The 12,557-nt window shown below is 70.0% G+C and carries 12 protein-coding genes; 10 read left to right on the top strand and 2 right to left on the bottom strand.

Going from position 1 to position 12,557, the window contains the following annotated elements; all coding sequences use genetic code 11:
* The 4 genes from ACK4SC_RS05135 to sucD all read left to right on the top strand — a co-directional run bounded on the left by ACK4SC_RS05135 (position 1) and on the right by sucD (position 2,989).
* Positions 1 to 324 (top strand): STAS domain-containing protein, encoded by a 324-nt coding sequence (locus ACK4SC_RS05135; protein WP_409615905.1) that lies wholly within the window; start codon positions 1 to 3, stop codon positions 322 to 324.
* Positions 317 to 739: an ATP-binding protein gene (locus tag ACK4SC_RS05130; protein ID WP_409615559.1), complete on the top strand. Its 423-nt coding sequence runs from the start codon at positions 317 to 319 to the stop codon at positions 737 to 739. Before ACK4SC_RS05135 ends, ACK4SC_RS05130 begins: the two co-directional genes overlap by 8 nt.
* A gap of 167 nt (positions 740 to 906) precedes the next feature.
* Positions 907 to 2,070: an ADP-forming succinate--CoA ligase subunit beta gene (gene sucC / locus ACK4SC_RS05125; protein ID WP_409615556.1), complete on the top strand. Its 1,164-nt coding sequence runs from the start codon at positions 907 to 909 to the stop codon at positions 2,068 to 2,070.
* 16 nt (positions 2,071 to 2,086) lie between these two features.
* Entirely contained in the window at positions 2,087 to 2,989 is a 903-nt protein-coding gene (gene sucD, locus ACK4SC_RS05120; protein ID WP_409615553.1) for a succinate--CoA ligase subunit alpha, read from the top strand.
* Between the two features lie 83 nt (positions 2,990 to 3,072).
* On the opposite strand, the gene ACK4SC_RS05115 is transcribed toward sucD, so the two are convergent.
* Entirely contained in the window at positions 3,073 to 3,840 is a 768-nt protein-coding gene (locus tag ACK4SC_RS05115) for an IclR family transcriptional regulator (RefSeq protein WP_409615550.1), read from the bottom strand.
* A 247-nt stretch (positions 3,841 to 4,087) separates the two neighbouring features.
* Here ACK4SC_RS05115 and dhaK point away from each other — a divergent pair, with 247 nt between their 5' ends.
* Genes dhaK through ACK4SC_RS05095 form a run of 4 tightly spaced genes read left to right on the top strand, consistent with a single transcriptional unit; the run spans position 4,088 to position 9,515 of the window.
* Positions 4,088 to 5,086, top strand: a complete 999-nt coding sequence (dhaK, locus tag ACK4SC_RS05110) for a dihydroxyacetone kinase subunit DhaK (protein WP_409615548.1) — start codon at positions 4,088 to 4,090, stop codon at positions 5,084 to 5,086.
* Positions 5,087 to 5,127: 41 nt separating this feature from the next.
* Positions 5,128 to 5,766, top strand: a complete 639-nt coding sequence (gene dhaL, locus ACK4SC_RS05105; protein ID WP_409615546.1) for a dihydroxyacetone kinase subunit DhaL — start codon at positions 5,128 to 5,130, stop codon at positions 5,764 to 5,766.
* Positions 5,763 to 8,258, top strand: a complete 2,496-nt coding sequence (ptsP, locus tag ACK4SC_RS05100) for a phosphoenolpyruvate--protein phosphotransferase (protein WP_409615544.1) — start codon at positions 5,763 to 5,765, stop codon at positions 8,256 to 8,258. Before dhaL ends, ptsP begins: the two co-directional genes overlap by 4 nt.
* 30 nt (positions 8,259 to 8,288) lie before the next feature.
* Positions 8,289 to 9,515 (top strand): DUF6350 family protein, encoded by a 1,227-nt coding sequence (locus ACK4SC_RS05095; protein WP_409615543.1) that lies wholly within the window; start codon positions 8,289 to 8,291, stop codon positions 9,513 to 9,515.
* A gap of 205 nt (positions 9,516 to 9,720) precedes the next feature.
* Here the strand turns inward: ACK4SC_RS05095 and ACK4SC_RS05090 are convergent, their stop codons facing one another.
* The gene (locus ACK4SC_RS05090; protein ID WP_409615541.1) at positions 9,721 to 10,017 is read right to left on the bottom strand and encodes a hypothetical protein; all 297 of its coding nucleotides are present in this window, start codon (positions 10,015 to 10,017) and stop codon (positions 9,721 to 9,723) included.
* Between the two features lie 132 nt (positions 10,018 to 10,149).
* On the opposite strand from ACK4SC_RS05090, the gene purN reads away from it, so the two are divergent.
* Together purN and purH are read left to right on the top strand one after the other, a co-directional pair.
* Positions 10,150 to 10,746 (top strand): phosphoribosylglycinamide formyltransferase, encoded by a 597-nt coding sequence (purN, locus tag ACK4SC_RS05085; RefSeq protein WP_409615539.1) that lies wholly within the window; start codon positions 10,150 to 10,152, stop codon positions 10,744 to 10,746.
* A gap of 11 nt (positions 10,747 to 10,757) precedes the next feature.
* Complete coding sequence (gene purH / locus ACK4SC_RS05080) at positions 10,758 to 12,359, top strand: bifunctional phosphoribosylaminoimidazolecarboxamide formyltransferase/IMP cyclohydrolase (protein WP_409615537.1); 1,602 nt, start codon at positions 10,758 to 10,760, stop codon at positions 12,357 to 12,359.
* Positions 12,360 to 12,557 lie beyond the last annotated feature (198 nt).

The raw sequence follows: 12,557 nt of genomic DNA, 5'->3' as shown, positions 1-12,557 counted from the left end.
ATGGTCGACGGGCCGGGAGGCATCGTCATCCTCAAGCCGGAGGGTCGCCTCAATATGGTGGCCGCCCCCGGAATCCGTGAGGCGGTTGCCTCGATTGTCGACAGCGGTCGCGCCCGGGTGGCTGTCGATCTCTCGGGCGTCGAATTCATCGACTCGTCGGGTCTCGGCGCGTTGATCAGCGGGCTCAAGACCACCAGACAGGCCGGGGGCGACCTGCGCATCGCCGGCGCCAACGAGCAGGTGAAGCTGGTGCTATCTCTGACCAATCTCGAGCGAGTGCTCACGCCGTACGACAGCGTCGAGATTGCGTACGGTGATGCCTGAGCCGTTGCGTCGAACGGTGCGGCTGACAACGCCGCCAGGAGACGTCAACACGGTCCACGACTTCCTTGCCGAGCTGTGGCCAGACACCGAGGGCGTCTCTGAGCTGGATCGCATCAGCATCGAGACGGCACTGATCGAGCTCGCGGCGAACGTCATGCAGCATGCCGACAGCGACGGAAGCGGACTCGCGTGCGAGTTCACGATCGTTGTGGCCGAGGAGGCCATCGAGATCACGGTGCGCGACACGGGGGAGCCGGGTGATATTCACCTGGCCGGCGCCGAGATGCCCGAGCTCGACGCTGAGTCGGGGCGCGGCCTCGCCCTGATCTCGGCGCTCGTCGACCACGTCGCCTACGCGCAGGAGGATGGCCACAACGTGTGGCGGCTGCGCCGGGCACGCACCCGACGGGCGTGAATTCGGGATGCTCGCGGCGAGCATCCCGATGAATGGTCGCGCGAACAATTCCCTCCGCGAACAGGAGTACCCTGGCAGAGGCCGATTTGTCTCGACATCGAGAAATCTCGGGGCAACGATTTCGGCCGCTGACCCCTGTCACTCGCACGCGGATGGGATGAACAAGCGTGGATCTTTTCGAGTATCAAGCCCGCGACATGTTCGAGAAGCACGGTGTTCCCGTGTTGCCGGGCATCGTCGCCGACACCCCGGCGGAGGTGCGCGCCGCGGCTGAGAAGCTCGGTGGCGTCACCGTCGTCAAGGCCCAGGTCAAGACCGGCGGTCGCGGCAAAGCCGGCGGCGTCAAGGTCGCCAAGACCCCCGACGACGCGGAAGCCGCGGGCGAGGCCATCCTCGGCCTCGACATCAAGGGCCACACCGTTCACCGAGTGATGGTTGCCGCCGGCGCTGACATCGCCCAGGAGTTCTACTTCTCGGTGTTGCTCGACCGCGCCAACCGCTCGTATCTCGCGCTGTGCAGCTACGAGGGCGGCATGGAGATCGAGCAGCTCGCTGAGGAGCGCCCCGAGGCGCTTGCGCGCATCGAGGTTGACCCCATCGCGGGAATCGACCTCGAGAAGGCCCGCGAGATTGCGCGCGCCGCGAAGTTCCCGGAGGAGCTGATCGAGAAGGTCGCCCCCGTGTTCGTCACTCTCTACGAGGTCTTCGACAAGGAAGACACGACTCTCGTCGAGGTCAACCCGCTCGTGCTCACCGGGGGCGGCGACATCATCGCCCTCGATGGCAAGGTCACGCTTGACGAGAACGCCGCGTTCCGTCAGCCGCACCACGCCGAGCTCGAAGACGCGGCCGCGACCGACCCGCTCGAGGCGAAGGCCAAGCAGCACGACCTCAACTACGTCAAGCTCGACGGCGAGGTCGGCGTCATCGGCAACGGTGCGGGCCTCGTCATGTCGACGCTCGACGTCGTCGCCTACGCCGGCGAGAACCACGGCGGTGTGAAGCCCGCCAACTTCCTCGACATCGGTGGTGGCGCCTCGGCCGAGGTCATGGCCGCCGGTCTCGACGTGATTCTCGGTGACCCGCAGGTCAAGAGCGTGTTCGTGAACGTCTTCGGCGGCATCACGGCGTGTGACGCGGTCGCGAACGGCATCGTCAAGGCCCTCGAGATCCTCGGCGACTCGGCAACCAAGCCGCTCGTCGTCCGTCTCGACGGTAACAACGTCGACGAGGGTCGTCGCATCCTCGCCGATGCCAACCACCCGCTCGTGACGATCGCGAGCTCCATGGACGAGGGCGCCGATAAGGCTGCCGAGCTGGCTGCGAAGTAAGGACGGAGAGAAGAACATGTCGATCTTCCTCAACAAGGATTCGAAGGTCATCGTCCAGGGAATCACCGGCGGTGAGGGCACCAAGCACACGGCCCTCATGCTGAAGGCCGGCACCCAGGTCGTCGGCGGCGTGAACGCCCGCAAGGCCGGGACGACCGTCACCCACACCGCGAAGGACGGCAGCTCGGTCGAGCTGCCCGTGTTCGGCTCGGTCGCCGAGGCCATGGAGGCCACCGGCGCGGACGTGTCGATCGCGTTCGTGCCTCCGGCCTTCGCCAAGGACGCCGGGATCGAGGCCATCGAGGCGAAGATTCCGTTGCTCGTGATCATCACCGAAGGCATCCCCGTGCAGGACTCCGCCGACGTCTGGGCGACCGCGAAGGCGCACGGCAACACGACCCGCATCATCGGCCCGAACTGCCCCGGCATCATCACGCCCGATGAGTCGCTCGTCGGCATCACGCCGGCGACGATCACCGGCAAGGGCCCGATCGGTCTCGTGTCGAAGTCGGGCACCCTGACGTACCAGATGATGTACGAGCTGCGCGACATCGGCTTCTCGACCGCCATCGGTATCGGAGGCGACCCGATCATCGGCACCACGCACATCGACGCGCTCGCGGCGTTCGAGGCTGACCCCGAGACGAAGGCGATCGTCATGATCGGCGAGATCGGAGGCGACGCCGAAGAGCGCGCCGCCGACTTCATCAAGGCGAACGTGACGAAGCCGGTCGTCGGCTACGTCGCCGGCTTCACCGCCCCCGAGGGCAAGACGATGGGCCACGCCGGCGCCATCGTCTCCGGCTCGGCGGGCACCGCCCAGGCGAAGAAGGAGGCCCTCGAGGCCGCCGGAGTCAAGGTCGGCAAGACGCCGAGCGAGACGGCCGCCCTCATGCGCGAGATCATTCAGGGGCTGTAGACCAGCATCCCGAATTCGACGGCCCCGGCTGCGCCCTGCGCGCCGGGGCCGTCGGCGTTCAGGCGCGCCGTGCTGACCTGGGATCAGTCGTCGCGCGGCATCACCTTCGGCGGCCACTCGGTGTAGCCCAGCTCGCGCGAGATGTTGCGCGCGGTCTCGCGCAGGTCGTTCAGGACGCCCGCCTCCGGCGGCCACTCGCTCGAGGGCATGACGACCGACACCGCGGCGATGACGGCACCGCTGCGATCGGCGACGGGTACGGCGACCGAGGACTCACCGAGCACCGCCTCGTCCTCCTCCATGGCGAGGGCGCGTTCCGCGACGCCGGCGAGCTGCAGGCGCAGCGTCGCGGGGTCGGTGACGGTGTCGCCGGTCAGGCTGCGCAGCGGCTTCGCGAGCAGTTCGTCGGCGGCGCTCGGATGGTAGGCGAGCAGGACCTTGCCGAGCGCCGACGCGTGCGCGGGGATCGTGATGCCGGTCTCCAGCATCTGCTGACTGCCGTCGGGTCGGCGGTTGTGGTGGATGATGATGACCTCGTCGAACAGCTCGGCCCCCAGCCGCGTCGAGAGCCCGGTGCGCCGGGCCAGTTCCCGTGTCCAGCGCATGGCCCGCGCGCGCACGTCGAGGGTGTCGAGGTAGACGTTCGAGAGCTTCAACAGGGCGGGGCCGAGCATGTAGCGCTGGCTGCCCGGCTCTTTCGCGACGAGCCCGTGAGCCTGCAACGACTTCACGATGCCGTGCACGGTAGACGGGGGGAGCTCGAGAATGCCGGCGAGTTCGGTGATGCCGAGGTGCCGGGCACCCTGCAGCGACGCGAGCACCCGTGCCGCGCGGTCAATCGCTTGGATCACCTGACCCCCTTCGGTCGCCTGGCCCATTATGCGGCTGACGGTGCCCTCTGACCGGGCATCCTGCCCTTGACAGCGCGAGGATTCTCAGAGCATATTCGACATTGTCGAATAGTGTTCCAGAAAATGTGGCTATGAGCGGGCAATGTAGCCCTGACCTGAGACGGTCGTGCGACGACCTGGCGGCTGTCGCGCGACACGACCACACTGGTCTCACCGAGACCCTCGCGAAACAGGATGGATAGGTTCAATGAAGAAACTCATCAACTCCCCCGAGTCGGTTCTGGCGGACGCGCTGCGCGGTATTGAAGCCGCGCACCCCGAACAGCGCGTCGACCATGAGAATCGCGTGATCTACCGCGCCACTCCGAAAGAGCACGGCACCGTCGCGCTTGTCAGCGGTGGCGGCTCCGGCCACGAGCCGCTGCACGGTGGCTTTGTCGGCTTCGGCATGCTCGACGCCGCGTGCGCCGGCGAGGTATTCACCTCACCGACGCCCGACCAGATGCAGGCCGCCACCAAAGAGGTCGACCGTGGCGCCGGCGTTCTGCACATCGTGAAGAACTACACCGGCGACGTTATGAACTTCGAGATGGCGGCCGAGCTCGCCGCGATGGAGGCGAGCGTCGACGTCAAGACTGTCGTGGTCAACGACGATGTCGCCGTGCAGGATTCGCTGTACACGGCGGGCCGGCGTGGCGTTGGCCTCACCGTGCTGCTCGAAAAGATCGTCGGAGCGGCGGCCGAGCAGGGTCGCAGCCTCGACGAGGTCGTCGCCCTGGCCGAGAAGGTCAATGCGGAAGGCCGCTCGATGGGCATGGCGCTCACGAGTTGCACGGTGCCGGCCGCTGGCAAGCCGACATTCGACCTGCCCGACGACCAGATGGAGATCGGCATCGGAATCCACGGCGAGCCGGGGCGCCAGCGTGTTCCCCTCGCCGACGCCTCACACGTGGCCGAGCAACTCGTCGAACCGATCCTCGGCGATCTCGACTTCGGTGGGGCGCCGACGATCGTCATGCTCAACGGCATGGGCGGCACGCCGCTCATCGAGCTGTACCTCATGTACGGCGAGGTGGCCCGCATCCTCGAGAAGCACGGCGTGACCGTCGCCCGTAGCTTGGTCGGCAACTACATCACGTCGCTCGACATGGCGGGATGCTCGGTGACCGTGCTGCGCGCCGACGACGAGATCGTCTCGCTCTGGGATGCGCCCGTCGAAACGCCGGGCCTGCGCTGGGGTCGCTGAGACGCGGCACGACCCAACTCGAATCGACATCGGAGGACACCATGAGCACCACCATCACCATTGACGGCTTCACCGCGTGGCTCGAGGCGTTCCGCGCCCGCGTCACCGACAACAAGGCCTACCTCACGGAGTTGGATTCGGCGATCGGCGACGCCGATCACGGCTCCAACATGGCCAGAGGAATGGCCGCCGTCATGGAGAAGGTGGGTGCTGCCGCACCGAGCACCGCTGACGAGCTGTTCAAGACCGTCGGTATGACGCTCGTAACGTCGGTGGGGGGTGCCAGCGGACCGCTTTACGGTACGTTCTTCCTCCGTTTCGGCATGGCTGCCGGCTCGGTCTCGGAGTGCGACGGCCCCGCGCTGGCCGCCGCGCTCCGGGCCGGGCTGGAGGGCGTCGTCGCGCGCGGCAAGGCCGAAGCGAATGACAAGACGATGTTCGACGCCATGTCACCGGCGATCGACGCGTGGGATTCTGCCCTCGCCTCGGGATCGTCCCTCGCCGAGGCGGCGGCCGCCGCCCGCGATGCGGCCGCAGCGGGCCGCGATGCGACGGAGCCGCTCGTTGCCCGCAAGGGCCGCGCCAGCTACCTCGGTGACCGGAGCGCCGGGCACCTGGACCCCGGCGCTACCTCCACGGCCATGCTCTTTGACGCCCTCGCGGAGGTCGTCGCCGCATGACCTCCGTCGGTGTTGTCGCCGTCTCCCACAGTCCGGCCCTTGCGGAGGCGGCGATCGCGCTCGCCCTCGAGATGACAGCGTCGGGAGCCCCCGCCGTCATCGCGGCGGCGGGCACGGCGGACGGAGAGATCGGCACCGACGCCGCACGCATCGCCGAGGCCATCGCCGAGGCCGATTCCGGCGACGGGGTCGCGGTGATCATGGATCTGGGTTCCGCCATCATGAGCGCCGAACTCGCGCTGGAGTTCATCGATCCTGAGCTGGCCGAGCGTACGCGGCTCGTCGCCGCGCCGTTCGTCGAGGGCCTTCTCGCCGCCGTCGTTCGCGCGGCCGGGGGAGCGTCGCTGTCGGAGGTTGCGGAGGAAGCCGCCGGGGCTCTGCGCCCCAAAACCGACCACCTCGCCCCGACGGCCGACGAGACAGCAGGGGATGCGCGGGGCGCGACGTCGACGCCCGCCCCGTCGGCGGCCCCCCTCGACGGGCACACGCTGTCGGCGACCGTGCGCAATGTCGCGGGCCTGCACGCGCGCCCCGCGGCCGTCATCGCGGCCGCCGTTGCCGAGTACGACGCCGAGGTGACCCTGCTGCGCGACGACCACGCGGAACGCCCGCCGGTATCGGCCGCGAGCCCGATCGGGATCGCCATGCTCGCCGCCGGGCCGGGAACAGTCGTGCGCATTCAGGCGACCGGCACTGATGCGGCCCCCGCCGCCGAACGCATCCGCGCGCTGATCGAGGAGGGCTTTGGCGAAGAGCTCGCCGCCGACGCCGATGGCGGCACTGCGCGCGAGGGGGACGCGTCGAGCGCTGGGGCTGGCCGATCCGACTCGGTGGCCGTCGAGCCGACGCCCACCGGTCCCATCGGAGTGAGCGCCGGCCGTGTCGTCGGACCCGCCGTGGTGCTGCGTCGCACCGTGCGCGAGCCTTCGGCGAGTGACCGCGTTCCCGAGGACGCGCGTGAGGGGGCCGTGTCTCTGCTGCGCGAGGCGAGCATCCGCGTCGCCGACCGCTACCGCGAGCGCGGCGCGAGCGTGACCGGTCAGCGTCGCACCGTGCTCGAGGCGACCGCCGACATGGCAACCGACCCCACCCTGATCGGCCCGGCCGACACGGCGATCCGCGAGGAAGGGCTCACGCCCACCCGCGCGGTGTGGCAGGTTGCCGCCGAACTGACCGAGCAGTACCGGGCAGCCGGTGGTCTGCTCGCCGAGCGCGCGACCGACCTCGCCGATGTGCGCAACCGGCTCATCGCGGAGCTGCGAGGGGAAGAGCCCCCCGGCGTTCCTGATCGACGTGACCCGTTCGTCCTGGTGGCCGACGATCTGGCCCCCGCCGACACCGTCGCGCTCGACCCGGCCGTGTGTCTCGCGCTCGTCACCGAGCACGGCGGGCCGACCTCGCATACGGCGATCATCGCCCGTGAACTGGGGCTCCCCGCCGTGGTGGGGTATCCCGAGGCCACGGCCATCGCCGACGGCGACCTCCTGCTCGTCGATGGCGACACCGGCGAGGTCGTCGTGCGCCCCGATCAGGCGGCGCAGGCGACCGCCACCGGCGTCATCACCCTGCCGCCGTTCGACGGCCCCGGCCAGACGCGCGACGGCCACCGGGTGCTGCTCGGCGCGAACGTGGGAGCCCCTCGTGACGTGGCCCGCGCCGTCGAGCGCGGCGCCGAAGGGGTCGGGCTGTTCCGCACCGAATTCTGCTTCCTCGACCGCGACACCGAGCCGAGCATCGACGAGCAGGTCGAGGCCTATCGCGAGGTGTTCGACGGCTTCGCCGGCCAGCGGGTCGTGGTGCGCACCCTCGACGCGGGAAGCGACAAGCCACTGCCGTTCCTCACGAACGACGACGAGCCGAACCCCGCGCTCGGCGTACGCGGCCTCCGCACGGCGCGGCGGCACCCCGAAGTGCTCGAACGACAGCTGCGGGCCATCGCGCGCGCGGCGGGCGAGACGAGCGCCGACGTCTGGGTCATGGCGCCCATGGTCGCGACCGTTGCCGAGGCACGCGACTTCGTCACGCGGGCCCGCGCCGCGGGCCTGGAAACGGTCGGCGTCATGATCGAGACCCCCGCCGCCGGGCTCACCGCCGTCGAGATCATGCGCGAGGTTGACTTCGTCAGCCTCGGCACGAACGATCTCGCCCAGTACACGCTCGCCGCCGACCGTCAGTCGGGCGACCTCGCCGACTTGGCGAACCCGTGGCAGCCCGCGCTCTTGCGCCTCATCGGAATGATCGGCGAGGCGAGCCGCGACACCTCCGGCACCCCCGTCGGCGTGTGCGGTGAGGCGGCGGCCGACCCCGACCTGGCGTGCGTGCTCGTCGGCCTCGGCGTCACGAGCCTGTCGATGGCGGCCCGCGCCATCACGCGGGTGGGTGCCCGGCTGGGCGACGCCGACCTCGCCGCCTGCCGCCGCGCCGCTGAGGCTGCCCTCAGCGCTGCTGACCCGGCCGAGGCGAAGGCCGCGGCGCGCGCCGCACTCGGCTAGGGCTCGCACGCCCGTAGGCTCGCGGGCGACATGACCCGCCGTGCGACCGCCTTCTTCTCCGCCCTCGAGGCGCTGCTCGTCGTCGCCGCCGGCGCGGGCGTGCCGCTCACCGTACTCACCGTGATGTGGGCCGTGCAGTTCGAGTTCCAGGTCGACCTCATCGACCTCTGGAAGGCCGGCGCCATCATCTGGATGCTCGGCCACGGCGTCGCCGTCACCGTTCAGCTCGACGCCGAAACGGTCGCTGGCCTGGGAATCGAGGCCGCGGGCGACCCGTTCACCATCACCCTCGCGCTCACCGGGTTTCTGCTGATCACCGCCCTCTTGGGCGTGCGGCTTGGACGACGCCTGCGCGAGCACCCGCACCGCATCATCGGCGAACTGGTGGCGGTGACCGGGGTGGTGGCGCTCTCGGCCCTCATCCAGTGGCTCGTCGCGAACCCGGGGGCGACCCCCGACCCGGTGCAGGCGACGCTGTTCCCCGGCCTCGTCTACGGGCTGGGCCTTGCCATCGGGTCGATCGGGGCGACGAATCCGGCACGCGTGCGTCTTCGCGAGCTGTGGGGGCTCATCCCGGTCGCCGTTCGCGGCGTCGCCGAGGTCGTCGTGCGCGCCGGTGTCGCTAGCGTCGCGACGGTGGTCGCCGCGGGAGCCCTCGTCACGACGCTCGCGCTGTTCCTCGGCTTCACCGACGTGATCGCTCTCTACCAGGGCGTGCAGTCGGGCGTACTCGGCGGCATCGCCCTCACCCTCGCCCAGCTCGCCCTGCTGCCGAGCATCGTCATCTGGACGACCAGCTACCTCGTCGGCCCCGGCTTCGCCCTGGGCGCCGGGTCATCGGTCAGCCCGCTCGGGGTGAGCCTCGGACCCGTTCCTGCGATTCCCGTGCTCGGCGCGCTGCCCGCGCCCGATTTCGCCCCCGGCTTCCTCGTACTGCTCGTGCCCGTCATCGCGTCATTCGTCGCGGGCGTCATGCTGCGCGAGCGCCTGCTCGACGTGCTCGGCCCCGACCGCCGCCCCGAGGGGTGGGCGGCGCTCGCCGGAGTGCTCGCCGGCGTCGTCGCGGGAGCCGTCATGGCCGCGCTCGCCTTCCTCGCGTCGGGGGCCGCCGGCCCCGGCCGGCTCGCCGTCGTCGGCCCCGACCCCCTCGAGGTCGGCCTCTGGATGCTCGTCATCGCCGCCATCACGATCCCGCTCGGCCTGCTCGCCGGGGGAGCGAAGCAGGTGGTGGCCGAGAGGCTCGCCGCCAGCCGCTAGCGACAATTGCTTCAGATCTGAGGATGCTCTAACCTCTGAATTGAGGGAGTATCACTCTAGTGATCGGAGCCCAATGATGTCCTTCGTGATTCGGTGTTGGGCAATCGTGGTGTTCTGCTATTTTGCTGTCCCCCTGTTTGCCGGTTGCTCGCCCAACACATCTAGCGAAACACCCCCTGGCGCAGGCGATTCTCCAGGAAGGGAATCACCAGACTCGGCGGCACGGGAGGAGTGCGCCATCGTCGCCCCCGCGGAACTTCCGAGTGGCGCGCCCGTGGGCGATCCACGCCCCGTTGAGGGGGACGAAGCGGACAGCGGCGATCGGGTCCAGTGGGGTGAGGGCCTGGATCGGGTTGTTCAAGCTGTCGGCGCCGATGCCCGCACTGCGGCAGGGGAAGGCAATGATGACGTTGACAACTGGCCCGAATCGGCAGTCGTCCGAGTGGATGGAGCTCCCCGACTCGTTATGCCAGTAGGCGATCCTGGCGAGATACAGATCCACGTGATCATCGAAAACTGCTACTACCTACACTGGGTTGGCCCGGGCCTCACGATTGAGGAAGCCCGAGACTATGCCGCACGGCTATAGCTGTGGTGGCCGAGAGGCTCGCCGCCAGCCGCTAGCGTTAAGGGCGTGCTGCGGGTCGTCGTTCTGATCTCGGGCGGCGGGTCGAACCTCGCCGCGCTGCTTGTCGAATGCGACGCTCCCGACTTCCCGGCTGAGATTGTCGCCGTCGGCGCCGACCGCGAGGCGGGAGGTCTCGATCACGCTCGACGGCGCGGAATTCCGGCGTTCGTCGTTCCGTTCACCGAGCATCCCGATCGCGAGAGCTGGGGCGATGCCCTCGTTGCCGCCGTCGCCGCGCACGAGCCCGACCTGGTCGTGCTGTCCGGGCTCATGCGCCTGCTGCCGCCGCGCGCCGTCGCGGCCTTCGCGCCGCGCCTGATCAACACGCACCCCGCGTACCTCCCCGAGTTTCCCGGAGCGCACGGCGTGCGCGACGCGCTCGCCGCCGGCGTCACCGAGACGGGCGCGAGCGTGATCGTCGTCGACACGGGCGTCGACACGGGAGCCATCCTCGCTCAAGAACGGGTGCCCGTGCTGCCCGACGACGATGAGGCGACCCTGCACGACCGCATCAAGCCTGTCGAGCGGCGCCTGCTCGCCGACGTCGTGCGCGGCATCGCCGACGGCACCATCGACCTCACCAGCCCTCGTTCACCCGCCTAAGAAGGAGCCCCGTGGCCGCCCCCACCCCCAACGCTGCCGACTACCGCCCCCGCGACGCCGTGGCCGTGCGCCGCGCCCTCATCTCGGTGAGCGACAAGACGGGGCTGGTCGAGTTGGCCGCCGCCCTTGTCGAGCAGGGCGTCGAACTTGTCTCGACCGGGTCGACCGCCGCCACGATCGCCGCCGCGGGCCACCCCGTCACGGAAGTGTCCGAGGTCACCGGGTTTCCCGAATCGCTCGACGGCCGGGTGAAGACCCTGCACCCGGCGGTGCATGCCGGGCTGCTCGCCGACCTGCGCCTCGAGCGGCACGAGCGGCAGCTCGCCGAGCTCGGCTTCGCGCCCTTCGACCTCGTCGTCGTGAACCTGTACCCGTTCGTCGAGACCGTCGCCTCGGGCGCCGAACCGCTCGCCGTCATCGAACAGATCGACATCGGCGGCCCCGCCATGGTGCGCGCCTCGGCGAAGAACCACCCGAACGTCGCGATCGTCGTCGACCCGGCCGACTACGAAACCGTCCTGGATGCGGTGCGCACCGGCGGCACGGATCTCGCCTTCCGCACCCGCCTCGCCGCGAAGGCCTTCGCACACACCGCCGCGTACGACGCGGCGGTCGCCAGCTACCTGGCCGAGCGGGTCGCGGAGCAGGACGCGGACGGTGCGAGCGGGGCTGCGGGGCTGCCCGCGAGCATCCGCATTGCCGTCGACAAGGCCGCCGACCTGCGGTACGGCGAGAACAGCCACCAGGCGGCGGCGCTGTACCCGGCCGTCGGCGGCGCGGGCATCGCCCAGGCGACGCAGCTCGGCGGCAAAGAGATGTCGTACAACAACTACGTCGACGCCGACGCGGCCCTGCGCGCCGCCTTCGACCACGACGAGCCAGCGGTGGCGATCATCAAGCACGCGAACCCCTGCGGCATCGCCGTCGGGGCGACGATCGCCGAGGCGCACGCCGCCGCGCACGCCTGCGACCCCGTGTCGGCCTTCGGCGGCGTGATCGCCGCGAACCGCGTCGTTACCCGCGAGGCCGCCGAGTCGATCGCACCGATCTTCACCGAGGTCGTCGTCGCCCCCGGCTTCGAGCCCGGCGCCCTCGAAGTGCTGCAGGCGAAGAAGAACCTGCGGCTGCTGCAGCTGCCCGAGAACTTCGCGCCCGAGGCGCTCGAGCTGCGCCAACTCTCCGGCGGCTTCCTCGCCCAGCGCCCCGACCGTCACTTCGCCGACGCCGCCTCCTGGCAGCTCGTCTCGGGCGAGCCGGCCGACGAGGCGACGCTCGCCGACCTGGCCTTCGCCTGGCGGGCCTGCCGCGCTGTGAAGTCGAACGCGATCCTGCTCGCCGCGGGCGGCGCCTCAGTCGGCGTCGGCATGGGTCAGGTCAACCGCGTCGACTCGTGCCACCTCGCCGTCACGCGCGCGGGGGAGCGGGCCCGCGGCTCGGTCGCCGCCTCCGACGCGTTCTTCCCGTTCGCCGACGGCCTGCAGGTGCTGATCGACGCGGGCGTGCGCGCCGTGGTGCAGCCCGGAGGATCGGTGCGCGACGAGGAGGTCATTGCCGCGGCCCAGGCGGCCGGCGTGACGATGTACCTCACGGGCGAGCGTCACTTCTTCCACTGATCACGCACATCCCGATCAGCGTTTCTCGCCCTGTTGCGGCGCGTCGGGAATTGGCGCTGGCGTGCGCGAAGTTGAGGCGATAGTCTGCAAGGCTGCCCGCGGCCCGGCACCCCCGGTGTCCCGCGGGTGGCATGACGTCCACCACCGCGGTGCGCCACGAGCGTCCGCGCCCGAGTCACGAGGAACACCGTCGTGTCG

The sequence above is a fragment of the Microcella sp. genome, assembly GCF_046293215.1.
GTDB lineage: Bacteria > Actinomycetota > Actinomycetes > Actinomycetales > Microbacteriaceae > Microcella.
The sequence above is the reverse complement of the archived record's forward strand: the minus strand, read 5'-3'. Positions and strand labels throughout refer to the sequence as shown.

Coding starts and splice junctions, on each gene's coding strand:
- ACK4SC_RS05135 (WP_409615905.1), top strand. CDS start 1: ATGGTCGACGGGCCGGGAGGCATCGTCATCCTCAAGCCGGAGGGTCGC.
- ACK4SC_RS05130 (WP_409615559.1), top strand. CDS start 317: ATGCCTGAGCCGTTGCGTCGAACGGTGCGGCTGACAACGCCGCCAGGA.
- sucD (WP_409615553.1), top strand. CDS start 2,087: ATGTCGATCTTCCTCAACAAGGATTCGAAGGTCATCGTCCAGGGAATC.
- dhaK (WP_409615548.1), top strand. CDS start 4,088: ATGAAGAAACTCATCAACTCCCCCGAGTCGGTTCTGGCGGACGCGCTG.
- dhaL (WP_409615546.1), top strand. CDS start 5,128: ATGAGCACCACCATCACCATTGACGGCTTCACCGCGTGGCTCGAGGCG.
- ptsP (WP_409615544.1), top strand. CDS start 5,763: ATGACCTCCGTCGGTGTTGTCGCCGTCTCCCACAGTCCGGCCCTTGCG.
- ACK4SC_RS05095 (WP_409615543.1), top strand. CDS start 8,289: ATGACCCGCCGTGCGACCGCCTTCTTCTCCGCCCTCGAGGCGCTGCTC.